This window comes from Paenibacillus dendritiformis, assembly GCF_015845845.1.
GTDB classification, from domain to species: domain Bacteria; phylum Bacillota; class Bacilli; order Paenibacillales; family Paenibacillaceae; genus Paenibacillus_B; species Paenibacillus_B dendritiformis_C.
In genome coordinates, this window is sequence record NZ_LDIG01000153.1 from 59,172 (window position 1) to 75,977 (window position 16,806).

Annotated in this window: 13 protein-coding genes and 2 pseudogenes; 11 read left to right on the plus strand and 4 right to left on the minus strand. The window is 58.2% G+C overall.

The window, feature by feature from the left end:
* The first annotated feature begins 16 nt into the window (after positions 1-16).
* The 7 genes from ABD76_RS15145 (at position 17) to ABD76_RS15175 (ending at position 7,341) form a co-directional block, all read left to right on the plus strand.
* On the plus strand, positions 17-1,087 hold the full coding sequence (locus ABD76_RS15145; RefSeq protein WP_197258097.1) for a hypothetical protein: 1,071 nt from the start codon (positions 17-19) through the stop codon (positions 1,085-1,087).
* 75 nt (positions 1,088-1,162) lie between these two features.
* A complete protein-coding gene (locus ABD76_RS15150) occupies positions 1,163-2,182 on the plus strand; it encodes a zinc-dependent alcohol dehydrogenase (RefSeq protein ID WP_197258098.1) in 1,020 nt (339 codons plus the stop codon).
* Positions 2,183-2,259: 77 nt separating this feature from the next.
* On the plus strand, positions 2,260-3,129 hold the full coding sequence (locus ABD76_RS15155; protein WP_197258099.1) for a MurR/RpiR family transcriptional regulator: 870 nt from the start codon (positions 2,260-2,262) through the stop codon (positions 3,127-3,129).
* A 150-nt stretch (positions 3,130-3,279) separates the two neighbouring features.
* Positions 3,280-4,626: a helix-turn-helix domain-containing protein gene (locus ABD76_RS15160; RefSeq protein ID WP_242069583.1), complete on the plus strand. Its 1,347-nt coding sequence runs from the start codon at positions 3,280-3,282 to the stop codon at positions 4,624-4,626.
* Positions 4,627-4,784: 158 nt separating this feature from the next.
* On the plus strand, positions 4,785-5,066 hold the full coding sequence (locus tag ABD76_RS15165) for a hypothetical protein (protein WP_197258100.1): 282 nt from the start codon (positions 4,785-4,787) through the stop codon (positions 5,064-5,066).
* Positions 5,067-5,681: 615 nt separating this feature from the next.
* On the plus strand, positions 5,682-6,203 hold the full coding sequence (locus ABD76_RS15170; RefSeq protein ID WP_197258101.1) for a hypothetical protein: 522 nt from the start codon (positions 5,682-5,684) through the stop codon (positions 6,201-6,203).
* A 262-nt stretch (positions 6,204-6,465) separates the two neighbouring features.
* Positions 6,466-7,341: a radical SAM/SPASM domain-containing protein gene (locus tag ABD76_RS15175; RefSeq protein ID WP_197258102.1), complete on the plus strand. Its 876-nt coding sequence runs from the start codon at positions 6,466-6,468 to the stop codon at positions 7,339-7,341.
* 74 nt (positions 7,342-7,415) lie between these two features.
* Here ABD76_RS15175 and ABD76_RS15180 read toward each other — a convergent pair whose 3' ends face one another.
* Entirely contained in the window at positions 7,416-7,790 is a 375-nt protein-coding gene (locus ABD76_RS15180) for a hypothetical protein (RefSeq protein ID WP_197258103.1), read from the minus strand.
* A 185-nt stretch (positions 7,791-7,975) separates the two neighbouring features.
* Between ABD76_RS15180 and ABD76_RS15185 the strand changes: the two genes are divergently transcribed.
* From ABD76_RS15185 to ABD76_RS15200, 4 genes and pseudogenes are all read left to right on the plus strand, one after another.
* Positions 7,976-9,928, plus strand: coding sequence for a TerB N-terminal domain-containing protein (locus ABD76_RS15185; RefSeq protein ID WP_197258104.1), 1,953 nt, complete (start codon positions 7,976-7,978; stop codon positions 9,926-9,928).
* Between the two features lie 6 nt (positions 9,929-9,934).
* A pseudogene (locus ABD76_RS15190) lies at positions 9,935-11,253 on the plus strand (ATP-binding protein).
* Positions 11,250-13,424: a DEAD/DEAH box helicase gene (locus tag ABD76_RS15195; protein ID WP_197258105.1), complete on the plus strand. Its 2,175-nt coding sequence runs from the start codon at positions 11,250-11,252 to the stop codon at positions 13,422-13,424. Before ABD76_RS15190 ends, ABD76_RS15195 begins: the two are co-directional and overlap by 4 nt.
* A gap of 197 nt (positions 13,425-13,621) precedes the next feature.
* Entirely contained in the window at positions 13,622-14,479 is an 858-nt protein-coding gene (locus ABD76_RS15200) for a DUF6612 family protein (RefSeq protein ID WP_197258106.1), read from the plus strand.
* Between the two features lie 103 nt (positions 14,480-14,582).
* Here the strand turns inward: ABD76_RS15200 and ABD76_RS29585 are convergent, their stop codons facing one another.
* From ABD76_RS29585 to ABD76_RS15210, 3 genes and pseudogenes are all read right to left on the minus strand, one after another.
* Positions 14,583-14,849 (minus strand): His/Gly/Thr/Pro-type tRNA ligase C-terminal domain-containing protein, encoded by a 267-nt coding sequence (locus tag ABD76_RS29585; protein ID WP_242069584.1) that lies wholly within the window; start codon positions 14,847-14,849, stop codon positions 14,583-14,585.
* A pseudogene (locus tag ABD76_RS29590) lies at positions 14,828-15,316 on the minus strand (ATP phosphoribosyltransferase regulatory subunit); the annotation flags it as partial. The gene ABD76_RS29585 and the pseudogene ABD76_RS29590, both read right to left, overlap by 22 nt.
* A gap of 253 nt (positions 15,317-15,569) precedes the next feature.
* Complete coding sequence (locus ABD76_RS15210) at positions 15,570-16,412, minus strand: hypothetical protein (RefSeq protein WP_197258107.1); 843 nt, start codon at positions 16,410-16,412, stop codon at positions 15,570-15,572.
* Between the last annotated feature and the right edge of the window lie 394 nt (positions 16,413-16,806).

The following is a 16,806-nucleotide window of genomic DNA, read 5'->3' on the forward strand; positions in this document are numbered from 1 at the left end:
CAAGGAGAGGATTGCGATGCGACAGCTTTTTTTCCGGCTTGACCCTCATTTGAAGCTTTACTTTGACGGACTGCTGCGGCGGGAGGAGAATAGCGGCGCGCTCTATATTTTGGATGACGAGCTCGGGGATCGGGCGAGCTGCTGCACGACGGCCGCTGTCGCCAGCTTCTATGCGCAGGATTGGCTGCTGCGCGGCGGGGACGGAGCGGACATCGCCCGCGAGCTGGCGAAGGATGTGCACCGCCGCCAGCTTCCGGGCGGAGGCTATTCCCAGCCTTATTACGTCAAGCAGGGGGAGGAGCCGCCCATCGATATCGCCGAGGTCGGCGCGGCGGCGGACAGCTTGTATTATGTATACCGGACGACCGGGAGCCCGGAGGCGAAGCAAAGTCTGGTGCGGTCGGCCGAGTATCTGCTGACGCAGGTGGCCAAGCAGAATCCGGGCGTGGTGCTCAAGCGGCCGGGCGAGGATTTCGATGTCCTGAACGGCGACATGTATGCGGCGCATACGTTCGGCCGGGCCTATGAGCTGACCGGCGAGGCCGTCTTCCTGAAGAAGGTGGAGGACGTGTTCGTCCATCTGATGAACCGCTTCGGCCGCCATGCCCCCGGCTGGTGGCCGTATATTGAACGCTGGGACGGCTCGGTCGTGATGGGGAACAGCGTGCTGTACCAGGCGACGATCGTCGGCCTGGGCGCGACCGTTGCGCCGCTGCTGCCGGAAGAGCGGCGCGCGGCCTGGAGCCGCGTATCCGCGGAAGCGGTGGATACGATGATCGAGGCGATCCGGCAGCCGCCGACGGAAGAGACGGAAGCGCCGTGGTGGACGCGCGATTGGACGCTCGGCTGGGAACTGTACATGGCGCTCTGGCGCTGCGGGACCCGGACGGAGATTCGCGAGATCGGGCGGAAGCGCTTCGCGGAAGTCGCGGACGATATCATGGCGCGGGGCATGGCCCTGTTCCGGCCGAACATCCGGCATGAGGAGCCGGATCGGACGCCGGTGACGACCACCTTCCGCAAGGCGGCCGGGTTCGCCGGCATGATGGCGGCATTGGCATTCGAAGCCGCGGCAGAGGAAGCCTGACGGGAGGATGAGGAATTGCGGGGGTGGCAGACACCGGATGACGGCAAAGCATATTCGAGGAGGCGTTACATTCCGATGAGACAAATCGTAGTAAGGCAGCGGCAGGCCGTGCTGGAGGAGGCCGAAGCGCCGGTCTTCTCCGCATCTCACCCGGCCCGGGTGCTGGTGAAGGTCAGATATTCTTCGATCAGCCCCGGCACGGAGCTGAATCTGATCCATCATATGGACGTGCCGGACGGCTTCCCGCTCGGCTACAGCGCCTCCGGCCAGGTGCTGGAGGTCGGGCCGGAGGCGACCGGCCTTGCGCCGGGCGACTGGGTGGCCTGTTACGGCGGCCCGTATGTGTATCATGCGGAGCAGTTATCCGTTCCGCGCCAGCTTTGCGTGAAGCTGTCCGACGAGTCCTGGCTGCGCGAAGCGGCGCTGGTCGGCCTCGGATCGGTAGCGATTCACAGCGTGCGCCGGCTCGGGCGGCAGTTCGGGGAATCGGTCTGGGTGGTCGGCCTGGGTCTGCTCGGCCAGCTTATCGCGCAATTCAGCCATCAGGCGAATTACCGCGTGTTCGCGACCGATATGAACCCGGCCCGCGTCGCGGCCGTGCAGGCGAGCGGGGTGGATGCGGCCTATCTCGCCGACGATGAAGCGCTGGACGACTACGCGGAGCGGTTCACCGCCGGCTTCGGCTTCGACAGCATCGCGCTCGTCGCCCATTCCTCCAGCCCGCGGATCATTGCGGCGACGATGGAGAAGTTGGCCTTCCGCGGCACCTACGCGGTCGTGGGCAATGTCCCGATCGAGTTTCCGCGCGAGCTGTTTTTCCAGAAGGAAGCGGATTTCGTCATTGCCCGCGCCGCGGGTCCCGGCCGCTATGACCGGCAGTATGAGGAGCAGGGCATCGATTATCCTTACGCCTATGTGCGTTGGACGGAAGGGCGGAACATGGCGGAATTCGTCCGTCAGTTGGAGGCGGGCCGCATCCGCCTGAACCCGCTAATTACGCATGAATATGCCATCGATGATGCGCCGGCAGCCTATGAGGCGCTCCATGCGGATATGAGCGGCGCGCTGGGAGTATTGCTCCGGTATGACTCGTAGCGCCGCGGCTCTCCGGGCCCGGCGCCTTGGCGAGGGGGGCCGGATGAGGGGTATGACGAAGAAAAGAGGTGACCGCGATGAGGCGATCCCAGGTGGCCGGGATCAATCAATCGTCCATTCTCCGCATCTCAAGCATTTATCCGTCCCTGACGAAGTCCGAGAAAAAGGTGGCGGATATCGTGCTGAAGGATCCGGAGACGGCAGTATTTTATACGATAACCGATCTGTCCAAGCATGCGGAGGTCGGAGACACATCCGTCATCCGCTTCTGCCGGAAGCTCGGATATTCGGGCTATCAGGAATTCAAGCTGTCGCTTGCGCAGAACCTGGGGACCGTGGAAGAGCAGATATCGGGCGACCTCGAGCCAGGGGATGATCTGGAGACGATCGTCAAGAAGCTGAATGCGCTGAATCAGCAGCGGATTCAGAATACGACGGCGCTTATGGACGGAGCGAGTCTGCAAAAGGCGATCGAGTGGATCGGCGGCGCGGCGAAGCTGTACTTCTTCGGCGTCGGATCCTCGGGCATTACCGCGATGGATGCCAAATACAAATTCATGCGGCTCGGCTTCCAGGTCGTGGCGGAAGCGGATGCCCATATCATCGCCATGAATGCGGCTCTTGCCGGCGAGGGCGATGTCGTGATCGCCATTTCGACGTCGGGCAGCACGAAGGATCTTGTCGATTCGGTCGCGATTGCCAAGCAGAAGGGCGCGCGCATCATTTGCCTGACCAGTCACGCCCTCTCGCCGGTGACGCGCTATGCGGACGCCGTGCTGCTGACGATGGCGAAGGAGGGCCCGCTGCAGGGCGGCTCCTTCTCCAGCAAGCTGGCCCAGATTCACGTGCTCGATATTTTATCGACGGCCCTCGCGCTGCTGGACAAGGAGCGGAGCTACCGGTTCCTGGAGATGACGGCCAAGTCGGTGCTCGGCAAGCTGTATTAGGCGGTCCGGTCCGGGGCGGCTTGTTCGCATGCGGTGCCCCTGGCATGATGGACCTATGCACAACATCGGAGGCGAAGCTCGCCTCACGCTGCCGTTCATTTTAGAGGTATGCTCGCCGGGAACTACATTATAATTTGACGGAGGCGCATCATGATGTGGATGGATGAGAAGGAAGTATCGTGGGGCTCGCCGGAAATACGCATCGGCATAATCGGACCGGAAGCGATGATGGGGCTGATGGAGCATTGTCTCAAAGGCTTCCCGTCCTTCGACCCGCTCATGCGAAGCTACCGCCAGGAGGAAGAGGCGCCTGGTCTGGCGCGGGAGCTGGCGGAGAAGGTGGATGTGCTGCTATTCACCGGGCCCGTCTCTTATCAGTTGGCCAAAAACCAGCACCAATTCGACATTCCCTCGCTGTTCGTTCCGCTTACGGGATCGGGCCTGTATGCCGTCTTGTTCCGCCTGGAGCGCAAGCTGGATGCATCGGCCATTACGGTCGATACGCTAAGCCGGCAGATGCTCGTGTCCACCTTCCGCGAGCTGGGCCATATGTGGACCGCTTACGAAGGGGAGCCGCTCCCGTCCTGGAAGGAGCTGGTCGATTTCCACCGCGGGCACTACGAGGCCGGCCGTTCATGCTGCGCCATCACGGCGATCCGCAGCGTGGCGCTGCAATTGGGCCGGGAGGGGATTCCGTGCGAGTGGATCGTGCCGACGGAGCAGGACATCATCGTCACGCTGGAGCGCGCGCTCCTGTCGACCGAATGGCGGAGGAACAAGGAAGTGCAGGTGGTCGTTGGCCTTATCCAGACCGACGGCATGGAGAGGCTGGCGGAGCGTCAGGTATCCGAGCATGAGATTCAGCGGCTCAAGCAGGATGTTCATCATTTGATTCTCGGCTTCGCGAAGCAACTGGACGGGCACGTCACGCAGCAGTCCTCGGGGGAGTATTCCTTTGTGACCACGAGAGGCGTGTTCGAGCGCGAGACAGGCGGCTATAAGCGAATTCCGCTCGCCCGCAATATCCACAAGAGGAACGGAATTCATCTCAGCATCGGCATCGGCTTCGGGCGTTCGGCGGCCGAGGCGGGCGTGCATGCGCGGCGTTCGCTGCAGTTGGCCCGCGAGGGGGGCGGCGGCATGTGCTTCATCGTCCGCGAGGATGAGAGCGTCATCGGTCCACTGGAGATCAACGAGCCGCATGAGCTTGATCTGTCCCTGGTTGACGCCGCATTGGTGAAGCAGGCGGAGGCGGCGGGACTGACCTCGATCTACCTTAGCCGCCTCATCGCTCATATGACCCGCTTCGGCAAGGTCGATTACTACGCCCAGGAGCTGGCGACGGTGCTGGGCGTCACGGTCCGCAGCGTGCACCGCTTCCTGCTGGCGCTGATGGATGCGGGGCTGGTCGATATTGTCGGAGAAGAGAAAGGCGCTTCCCGGGGGCGGCCGCGTCAGAAATACCGGATCAGCTTTTTGAGCCGGTTGATTCGATAACGGCCGGAGAACGAAGAGAAAGGGGGGAATTGACGAGAAAAATGCCAGCTTGGGCGCATGGCAGAAAAGCGTGGTATGGCAGAAAAGCGGGGCAAGCGACGCGCGGCATCAATGCTTACCAAAGGTAACGATAACACGAGAAGAAGGGATGGGATTCGATGAAAAGGTGCATGATCGCATGGCTTGCGGCTATCGTTCTTATCGGCGCGGCCGGGTGGGTTCCTATGGCGCATGCGAATGAAACGGAGCGGGCCGGGTCGGAGGCCGAGGCGCATAAGAAGACACCGGCTCCGGCCGTTAATCTGGCGTTAGGCAAGAGTTACACGCTGGAGACGCCGTATCCGCCCGACGCGCTGTTCGGGAAGACGGAATCGTCGCATCCGGACGATACGGGCCGGATTCTTGCATCCCTATTCTATGAAATCAGGCGGTTGGCATGAAGCACCTATCTATGACCGCGCGGCACCGAATGCCATATTTTATATCAAGCGGGACATGGCGATAGAGCTCCTGATATATAGCCGCCATGAACTGCCGAAATCAATGCTGCCGCATCCGATGAACGAATTCCGGGATATTCCGATTCCTCCTTCTCGCTGTCCGGACTGATCCGGCGAAGATAACCAGCCAGGGAAGGAGACGGGAGTATCCGGGAGCCGCTTCACCGGTACAAGCATGGCGCCCGGCGAACCGCAGATCAGGGACCGGCTCCGCGGCCGCCGGGGGCCTTGCGCCCATAAGAAGCGGAATGGGCGTCACGAAGGTATTCCGGTCTCCGCTGTCCCGATTTGTCCGCGCGCATCATGCGAAGCACGCGGTTGTTGGCATGCCTGTTCGAAATTAGGGCTGATTGTCCAGCAAATCTACCTATTACCAAACAGGAAATACAAGCATATTTTATAGCATCAGCCGAATAGATGACCCCCAATGATATATTTCGCCTATCATTCCCGCTATGCGCTTATGCTATCAGCTCTCTTTATTTCGATGTCACGGGTCATGATTGCTTCATCGCCTTCGGCAGAAATAGGAAAGGGAAAGGATAAAGGATGTTGATGATAAGCGGTTATCAGAAAGTAATGAACGCCATTCAGGAGCTTGATCTGGCTGAATTCCAAGTGAAGTATGCCTGCGGACAGAAGCTGAAATTCGATTTGACCAAAAAGTATGACGTCATTAGTCAGGATGTGTTCATGCAATGGCTGAGCAATATCGAATGGGGCCGTGTCGTGAAAGTAAAATGGAAAACGTGCAACGGCGAAAAGGAATCGATGTATATGCCGGGCTGCGGCGGCAAGTCTCGCCGCCATAAGAGCAAGCGGCATCATCACGACGGCTGCAAATGCGAGAAATGCAAGCCAAAGCGGCATCACCATGACGACTGCAAATGCGAGAAATGCAAGCCGCATCACCCGCACCACCACGAGTGCGACCCATGCAGACCCGATCCATGCCGTTGCTACTCCGATCCGTGCTGCTGCAAGCCCCGGTACGTATGGCGCGACCAGGATCCTTATACGCGCTTCCAGCCGAAGCCGCAAATCCCGTATAAGCATTACCCTTCCGGCAGCTGTTAAGCCGGATGATCCAAGAAGCGCCCCGGCGGCGCTTCCTTATTCGCCTTCATGAAAGAGTTCCAGACGTGCGCTTCGATTGGAGCGCACTCTTTTTCCGTTATTTGCATCTCTTCCATTTTGGCGCTCCCCCCGCCGGCAGGCCTATTTCAATCTATCGCCGTCACTGTCGTACTCATCTTTTGGCTGAAATCCATCTATTTTTGTGCCGAACCGCTATAATGAGAGAGACAACCACTAGCGACCAAGAATGGAGAACCTGGACTTGAGGACATTTAAAAAAGTATATATCGAGGTTACCAGCATCTGCAATCTGGCCTGCAGCTTCTGTCCGCAGACGGAACGGAAAGCGCAGTTCATCCAGCTTGAAGCGTTCCGTCATCTTCTTGACGAGATTAAGCCGCATACGCGGCATATCTACCTTCATGTCAAAGGCGAGCCGCTGCTCCATCCCCGCATTGATGAACTGCTGGATGCCAGCCACGAGAAAGGATTCAAGGTCAATATCACGACCAACGGCACGCTGATCCGGAAGAACCGGCACAAACTGCTCGGCAAGCCGGCGCTTCGGCAGATGAACTTCTCGCTTCACAGCTTCGACGGACATGAAGGATCCGAGAATCGGGAGAAGTACTTGTCCGATATTTTATCGTTCGTGCGGGAGGCGTCAGAGCATCAGGTGATCTTCTCCTTCCGGTTATGGAATCTGAATCCGGAGCATGCGACAACGGCACAAAAGCGGCGGAACCGGGAGACCTTGGAGATGCTGGAGAGGGAATTTCATCTGGATTACCGCATCGAAGAAAAGGTGGTGCCCGGGGGAGGCATCCGCATTGGGGACCGCATTTATGTGAACCAGGATTATGAATTCCAATGGCCGAGCCTGCATGCCCCGGAAGATGACGGCAAGGGCTTCTGCCATGCGCTGCGCAGCCAGGCTGCGGTGCTGGTCGACGGAACGGTCGTCCCGTGTTGTCTGGACGGCGAAGGCGTCATTCGCTTGGGCAATGTGTACCAGGCCCCGTTTTCCGAGATTGTGGAGGGCGAGCGTGCGAACCGGCTGTATGACGGATTTTCGCGAAGAGAGGCCGTTGAGGAATTATGCCGGAAATGCGGGTACCGGAAAAGATTCGGAACTTAAGACAACGAGATCGATAACAGAAAACAGGACGCCGGCCGGCGTCCTCGTCTCTCTTGATTCCAGGCTAGCCGGGATTATTGCCGAATAATGACAATATCCCGCGGCGGGTTGCCTGTCCGTTGAATCGTGCTTATCTCGGCATCGGTCAATCTGCGGCCTACCAGGATGAAGGAAGAGGTCACATTGTTGAAATTAAATCGGCCCAGATTCGCTACATTCTGGCTTCCCCGGAACACTCGAAAAGATCCCTGGAAGTTAATCCGCGAGAATAACACCAAGGTCACTTCATTCGCATTGACCACATTGCGCAGCCGGAAGCTGGACAGAACATTATTGAACCGGAACGCTCCCAAATCCCGAACCGCTACTCCTCCGCGGCGGAACACAATCCGTCTTCCCGTAAAGTTAGTACCGCTGAAAATAGCTAGCCTGACATCCCGATTGGCCATGATCATATCACTCCTTCTTGTAAAGTACTAACAATATATGACGGGGTTCTAGAATCGGCTTAGACGATTGATGCCGGGGAAGCGCTTGTTTTTGCTTGTCCTTGTCAGGCGAACAAAATTTCCGCTGATGGATGATATAATAGGTATAGTTTAATGGTGTTCCGAGAGGCGATAGATACGCTCATATGAACCTATTGGAATTCATGATGAGAAGCGAGGACAGACCGATGATGAACCGCAACCGTGAGATCCAATTTGCAGAGCTCGAGCTGGAGGGCGGAGAGGAGGCCGTAATGGCGATTCCGCCCAGAGCGGACACGGATAAGCCGGCTCCCCGTAGCCGCACCGCGGATCAAGAGGGGCATCTGAGCTTGGCGCCCAGCTCTTTTTCAACAACAAAAGAGAAGCGATTCGTTGAACAGGCCCGCCGGTGGGAAGGGCATGTCGAGCCGCCGGCCCCCTTTGTTCCGTTCATGTGCTACTGGCCGGAATATAAGGATATGTCGGAAGGGCAGGCGAGATGGTACTTTTATTGGCGGAATGAAGTTCGGGAAGGGCGATACCCGCCCACTGGCCTGTCCTATCTTTTTCTAGTCTTCTACGAATTGATTAACGGAATCGGTTGGAAGGAACCTGTTCAGGGCTATCGGCTGATGAAGGAGATCTGGATCGCTTATCGGGAGGCGTTCCCGAAGCTGGATGATTACTTGCCCGATTGGCTTATCGACTTCATCCTTGTCCACCGTCTTGACGTCTCTGTCCGCGATGTTACGGCGATTGCCCCAGGCAGCGTGTCCGGCGATGCGCTCGAATGGGAGCTTATGGACCGGTTCCGGAGCGATCCGGCGGATCTCCCGCTTGAAGCGGCGACCCAGCTGTCGGACTATCATGTCATGCGAAGCAAGTTCTGCGCCAATGGCGGACATGCCGTGATGAACAGGTATTTCCCCAAGGTATTCGCGGCTGTAGATGGATATATACGCAAAAAATATGGCGCGCGCCTGATTGAGCGGCTCCATCTCGGCGAACCGGCAAAAAGGGAGCGTTACTTGTTCCGCAGCGCGGTCTACGACTCCACGCTGTACGGAAGCAGTGCGGCAATCGAGTGTGTTCCGATCACCTCCCACGGCCCGCTGCGCGCCTTCGTAACCCAACTCATCCGGTTAACCGAGAATACGCTGCGCGGCTTATGCGGGTATAAGGGCAAATTGCGCGGCACTGCCGTCGAACCGGAGATCGCCGCTCTCGTTCAGCGGTATTTGGAGCGGGAGGTTGGGCGAGCCGCCTCCGCGGAACAAGCCGAGCCTGGCGTTCGCATTAATGCGGACAAGCTGGCCCGGCTGCAGGCCGAGTCGGATGAGGTGCGCGATCTGCTTACGGTGACGGAGGAAGTTGGCGAACCGGAAGGCGGGAGCCGGATCGGGGGCGGTCAGCGGGACGAGCCATCCGGGGCGAAGAGGGCTGGGCAGCCCGGCGAGCCGGCGGGCGGCTGCTCAGCGGATATGCCGGCGGGCCTCTGTACCGAAGCGGGTGAAGTCCGGACGCTGCTGCGCCGGCTGACGAATGAGCAGCTTCGGCTGCTGACGGCGCTGCTGGCCCATGGAGGAGAACTGGACGGACAAGCGCTTGCGAAGCAGTCTCCCCCAATCATGATTGATCTGGCCATGGATGAGATTAACGAAGCGGCATTGGGAGCGCTCGGCAATCTGGTCCTTGAGGAGGAAGCCGGAATGATCCGAATTGCAGAGGACTACCGAGAAGAGCTGGCGGTTATGGGTGCCTGCCAACCTTCCTCTGCGGCTTCGCCTGCCTCGGGAGAGGACGAGGAGGGCAAGGCGGATGAGCCTGGCATGAGTGCGCACGGACCTGGACCTGCCGGGCTACGCGACGGCATGGACGAGGAATGGATTCAATTCGAGCGTTTGCTGGAACCGGTGCATCGCCTGGCACTGCAGGCGATGCTGGCGGGAGGGGACCAGCATTCGCTGCTGAAGCTTGCCGAGGCGCACGGAACGATGGCCGAACTGCTTATCGATGAGATCAATTCCGCCTCCATGGATGCTATCGGGGACCTGATCATTGACGGGGATGAGCTTGCAGATGACTATCTGCCTCTGATTGAGAAATTGGCGAGGTGAAGAACCATGACAGACAAAAAAATCCCGAAGCGCGTCACGACGGCGCTTATCAACTCCTTGACCGCCGGCGTCGTGCCGCGCATTGGACTGGAGCATATCGCTGTCGGCCGCAAGCCGGAGATTGAAGCCATCCTTCGCGACCTGGACAATGTGGCCGAGGGAGGAGCGGCGTTCAGCTCGTGACGGGACGATACGGAAGCGGGAAGAGCTTCTTGCTGCAGATGATTCGCAACTATGCGATGGACCGCAGCTTCATCGTTGCCGACGGGGATCTGTCGCCGGAACGGAGACTGGTCGGCACGAAGGGGCAGGGGCTGGCGACGTACCGCGAGCTGATGATGAATCTGTCGACGCGCACCCGGCCGGATGGAGGGGCCCTGGAAACGATCCTGCAGCGCTGGATTGCTTCGATTCAACAGCAGGCGATGACCGAGCTTGGCATTGGACCGAATGACGGCGCCTTGATTATGGAGGTGGAGCAGCGCATCGCGGCCGTAACCAATGAAATGCGGAATATGGTGCACGGGTTCGACTTCGCCAAGGTGCTGGCGTCGTATTGGACCGGATATAAGAGGATGGATGACGAACTGAAGCAAGCTTCGCTGCGCTGGCTTCGCGGGGAGTTCGCGACCAAGACCGAGGCGAAGCAGGCTTTGGGCGTCGGCGTGATTATTGATGATGACAACTGGTACGATTACATGAAGCTGTGGTCGGAATTCGCCGCGCGGATTGGATATCAAGGACTGCTGCTTTTCATCGATGAAGGGGTTAACCTGTACAAAATTACGAACAGCATCTCCCGGCACAGCAATTACGAGAAGCTGCTGACGATGTTCAACGATACGATGCAGGGCAAGGCGGAGCACCTCGGCATCTTCATCGGCGGCACGCCGCAATTCGTGGAGGATGAACGCAGGGGGCTGTTCAGCTATGAAGCGCTGCGCTCGCGCCTCGTAAGCGGCAGATACGCGGCAGAGGGGCTCCGCAACTATACGGGCCCTCTTATTCGGCTGGACATGCTGTCTCATGAGGAGATTCTGATTCTGCTGCAGCGCCTGCGCCATATCCATGCCCTTCACTATGGAGTGGAGCCGCTGCTGACGGACGATCAATTAATCGCATTTATGGAGCAAGCCGTCGGCAGGCTCGGAGCGGACGAGCTTCTGACCCCACGGGAGATTATTCGTGATTTCCTGGATCTGATGCACACGCTGCAGCAGCATCCGGAGACGGAATTCGACGATCTGATCGGGGAACGGAGCGTCAAGCCCGCGGACTCCCATCCGGATGAAGTCGGCGACTTCTTGGCGGAGTTCGAGCTATGAGCGGTATTCATCCCTTTCACCGGTTGGCGCCGTTCCTTCAAGAATATATTTATAAAAAGCGCTGGGAGACGCTGAAGGAGGCCCAAGTCGGGGCCTGCCGCGTGCTCTTCGATTCGCCGAACCATCTGCTGATCGCATCCGGCACGGCATCGGGCAAGACCGAAGCCGCCTTTTTCCCGGCCTTGACAGAACTGCACGAGCGCCCTTCCGCATCGGTCGGGATTCTGTACATCGGCCCGCTGAAGGCGCTTATCAACGACCAGTTCGAGCGTCTGAACGACATGCTGCGCGAAGCCGGCATTCCGGTGCGGCATTGGCATGGAGACGTGTCCCAAGCGGAGAAGGCGAAGCTGCTGAAAAGACCGTCCGGCGTACTGCAGATTACGCCGGAATCGCTGGAAGGACTGTTAATGAACAAGCCGAATGCGATTCCCGCTCTGTTCCGCGACCTGCGTTATGTCGTGATTGATGAGGTCCACGCCTTCATGGGGGCGGATCGCGGCATTCAAGTGCTGAGCCAGTTGGCCCGGGTGGAACGGATGGCAGGCTGCCATCCGAGACGGATCGGCTTGTCTGCGACACTGGGCGATTACGATGCCGCCTGTGAATGGCTGGGCGCAGGCTCGCCGCATGCTGTCGAAGTTGTGGCGCCCCGCGCGGGCCGCAAGCTGAGATTGAATGTCGAGCATTTCTCCTTTCCTGCCGCCCATGACGAGGAGCAGACGGAGCAGGCGGCGAATGCGCGCAAAGCTTATTATGACTATATCTATGATCATATGCGCCTCAAAAAGGCGCTTATCTTCACGAACAGCCGCTCCGATGCGGAGCTGACGACGCTAGAGCTGCGCCGCGTCGCCGCACGGCGCCAGGAGCGGGATGTCTTCCACGTGCACCACGGCAGCATTTCGGCCATGCTGCGCGAAGAGGCCGAGGCCGCGCTGCGCGTTGGCCGCGGGCCAGCGGTAGCCGCGGCGACGGTCACCTTGGAGCTGGGCATCGATCTCGGCGAGCTGGAACGGGTCGTCCAGCTGGGAGCGCCCTACAGCTGCTCCAGCTTCGTGCAGCGGCTCGGCCGATCGGGAAGACGCGGCGATGCGGTATCCGAGATGCTGTTCGCGATCCCGGAAGAGGAGGACGAGGAGGCGCAGCTCCCCGCCCGAATGCCTTGGACGCTGCTGCGCGCGATCGCGGTCATCGAGCTGTATGTGCGGGACAAGTGGATTGAGCCGCTCACGCTGCGGAAGAAGCCGATCGGCCTGCTGTACCATCAGACGATGAGCATATTGAAGGGCATGGGGGAAGCGACGCCGGCCGAACTGGCCCGGGAGGTGCTGACGCTGCCGCCGTTCCTGAACTTCGATGCGGAAGAATATAAGCTTTTCCTCCGGTATTTGCTGCAGACCGATCATGTGCAGCGAACCGAGGAAGGAACGCTTCTGATCGGTCTGACCGGGGAGAAAATCGTGAACCATTTCCGCTTCTATGCGGTATTTAAAGACGATGAAGAGCATGCCGTATATAACGGTTCGGAGGAGCTGGGCTCGATTACGACCGTTCCGCCGCCGGGCTATTGCTTTTCTCTGGCGGGCAAGCTGTGGAAGGTCGTCGAGGTTGACGCGAAGCACAAGGCCGTCTATGTCAAGCCTGCCCGCGGCAAGGTGGACACGCTCTGGCTCGGGGCCGGGGGCGATGTGCATACATCGGTCATGGCCAAGATGCGCGATATTTTGGCGGATCATGAGATTTATCCGTACTTGGCGCCGGGGGCCGTCAAGCGGCTCGAGCGGGCCCGCCGTCTTGCCAGAGAGAGCGGTCTGCTCAGGCAGTGCGTGATTCCGGCGGGAGGGGATTCTTATTTCATCCTGCCTTGGGTAGGCACGAAGCCTTTCCGCACATTGGAGCGCATTTTGAAGCACCGGCTTGCCGAGCGTCTTGCCCTCCGGTCCATTGTGCCGATGGAGCCGTACTATATGGTCGTCTCCGGTCATGCGGATGCGCCCGCATTGCTGGATCAACTGCGAGCAGAGCTGAATGGCGGAACCGATTTGATGAGTCTGTTAGCGCCGGAGGAGGCGCCTTATTTAGGCAAATATGATGAATTCGTAGCTCCGGAGCTCGTCCGGAAGGCGTTTGCCGTCGATGGGCTGGAGCTGTTCCCTGCTGAATGGTAACGCTGAAAACACTGAAAAGCGAGTGTCTTTTGTCGAATTATGGAGATTTTTATCTGGCTGTGATAGTCCTTTGTCGCCATATAGTTAGTCGATTATTTTCACTTGCATGGGACTTTTTCCCCTATCGCGCGGATTGGATATATGGTTATGATGGTTAGGTACGAAAATTTGTGACAGATCTTAGGAGGATATCTGCTTTGAAAAAATGGACACTCGCGTTATTAGGGGCAATCTTGGCGTTGGGAATCACGGCTTGCGGCGATAAAGGCGTTGCCGGTGATGCGACCAACGCGGAAAAACCGGCGGATGCACAAACAGAAAAAGAAAATGCGCCGGCATTGACTGCGGATGAACTGCTGACGAAGATGGCGGAAGCCAGCCAAAAGATGAAGAACTTCGCGATGGATGCGAGCATCAACCAGAACATTACGGTCGCTCAGGGCGATCAGAAGCAAGAGCAGAAGGTTGATATCTCGATGAAGGCGGACTTCAGCAAAGAACCGTTCGGCATGTACCAAGAGATGAAGATGTCTATGCCTGGCCAAGGCGAACAGGATATCAAGCAGTATATTTCCAAGGAAGCGATCTACACGCATGTGGATGGAGAATGGGTGAAGCTTCCGGACGAAATGATTGGCGATATGGTTAAGCAGATGGAAGAATCCGCGAAAATCGAAACTCAAATGGAGCAGTTCAAATCTTTCTCCAAAGATATGAAAGTGGCGGAAGAGGGAGACAAGTACGTATTGACAGCTGATTTGTCCGGCGATGGAATCAAAGAGCTCGCCAAGAACTTGATGAACCAGTCGGGCAGCGGCGAAGACGCGCAAACCCAGGCTCTGATCGAGCAAATGGATATCAAAAATGTCAAAGTTACGTATGCGGTCAACAAAGAATCGTTCCTGCCGCTTCAATCCGACGTCGACATGACGATGGAAATGGAGCAAGACGGTCAGAAAATCTCCATGGACATGGTGATGAAGAGCACGTTCTCCAAGCATGACGAAGTGGGCGAAATCAAAATCCCTCAAGAGGTGCTGGACAGCGCTCAATAATTGAATCGCGTTCAACCGCCGGATCCGGAAGGATTCGGCGGTTTTTTGCGCGGGTGGAGCTTTTCTCGCTGCGTGTTGGAAGGAGAAATCTATTCTCTCCGCCTTATGCCAGCCCCAGCTTGCGCTCGATTTGCCAAATGGCCTCCTCCACGGTGGCGACCGTTTCTGTCTGCTCGGCCATGTCCTTGAGACGGAGCGCTCCGATGGCGGCCTCGCTCTCGCCGATGAGCAGCACGAAGCGAATTCGTTGGGTGGCGGCGGAGGCAAGCGATCTTTTGAGCTTGCGGCCGCTCGTATCCAGCGAGGTGCGAATTCCGCTGGCCCGAAGCGCGGCGGCGGTCCGGAGAACAGGAACCGCCGATTGTTCCATCTTATCGTCGCCGGGATGTCCAGGCGGCGGAACGCCTCGACGGCAAGCTGCATCAGCTCGGCCTCGGCTTCCGGCCCTGCAATGCCGACGATATCGGCATCGCATTGCAGAAATTCCCGCAGCCTTCCCCGTTTCACCGGCCCGTCGCGGAATACTTTGCCGATCTCATACCGTTTGTACGGCAGCTCCAGACCGGGATTCATGGCGATGACCTTGGCGAACGGAATCGTCAGATCGTAGCGCAGCCCTAACTGCCGCTTCCCTTGATCGCTCAACCGGTACATTTCCTTCACGATTTCTTCCCCGCCGGCATATTTCGATGTCAATACATCAAGCTCATGCAATATCGTGCTCTCCATCGCCTCGAAGCGGTACAGCTCGAACAGGTTCCGCAGCACGTCCTGCACTTGCTGGCGCGCGGCTTGCTCCGGACCGAAAAAATCATAAGTCCCTTTTACGTTTTGCATCGTATCCAGCCTCCTGTGTTCCTCTGGAAAATAAAAAACGCGCCGGACCTCTTGATCCCGCGCGCCGGTTATATGCCGCAGGGAGGCCAACGCGAACAGCGTTAGCCCTCCCTGATAGGTTCAGGGGTGCTAACGCTTCTTGTGATGATGAAGTTGAGTCTGCTTGATTCGGTTCATGAGCAGGTTCCTCCATCGCATGTAGTATTACAGAGTATAGCGAATGGCTTGGGAAAAAGCAACTCCTCCGCCGGCCTCAAGAAGCAGAATAAGACTGGAGCTGTGTCCTCGCCTTCCGAATGATATCTCCGATCTTTTGCTCTAGCTGAAAGACTTGGCGAGTGCGTTCATTCCGCTGGCGGGCGGAGGCGGTCATCGAGGTGAGCGCCTTCAGGCTGGCGCCGGCATCGCCCTTCCTCGCGGCTTGCGTTAACGTGCTCCGGGCCGCGGAGAGGCGGCTTTTGCAGGTGCTTGCGGCACTCTTCGCTTTCTTGATCTGGACCTTGACCGTATCGATAGCGGAGAGCGTCTGGCGCACGCGCTTGGCAGCGTCGCTGCGAGCTTGCCTGGCCGACTTCAGCGCGGCTTGGCGGCGGCGGATGTCCTCCCGCGCGGTCTGGACGAGCGGCTTCATGCCGGTATGCTGCAGGCGGAGTGCCGCGTTCAACTGCTTGTTCTTCCATATCTTTGCGGCCGAGATCTGCTTGTTCAAGGCGCTGTAGGCGTCGAACAGCGGCTGATACTTGTTCTTCGATTCTTGGACTTGCGAACCGAGGCGCTTTAGCTTTTCTTCATGCATACGCTTCAGCTGCTGCCGGATCCCGGTCAGCGCCTCCGCATTGTCGTAGTGCAGGCGCTTCGTCTTCTCCTGCCATTCCCGCTCTGCCGTCTCGAGCTGCAGCAGCTCCCGGTAAAGCTGAGTCAGCTTGTCCGCCTGCGTCCGCTCCGCTGCCGCGGCCATCTTGTCGAAGGCGGCCTTGGCCGTGGCGGACAGCTCCGCCGATGCTGCGTGGAGCGCCGCCGGGCTGGCCAGCAGGCATGCGAGCGCGAGTGCAATGAGGAGCGATGGCATAATCACGCCGGGTTGTTTCTTCATCATGATCGTCTCATCCTCTCTTTATCGTTTTCTAAAATATCCGGCCCCTGCCTTCCATATCCCCACGCGCAAGAAAAGAAAAGCAAAAAAGCACCTGCAAGAAGGGCTATCAAGCCCATTCTTGCGGGTGCTTCCATCGCAAGTGCCGGTATTTGTCATTCGAGTTAATGGTATGAAAGAATGCGAGATTTGTCAAGGCGAACAGATAAGGATCGTGTCTTTGCTTGCAAAATGGGTAATGGGGCCGTTAGATAACACCTATAGAGTGCGTTATTGGGAGAAGAGGGCTTTGTCGAAATATGGGAGATAGAGGGGCCGGGCTGATTAGAGGAAATTTTAGCAAAATCCTGCACCCGCGCAGGATTTTTTTGCCTTGGCTGGCCGATTTGGCAGAATT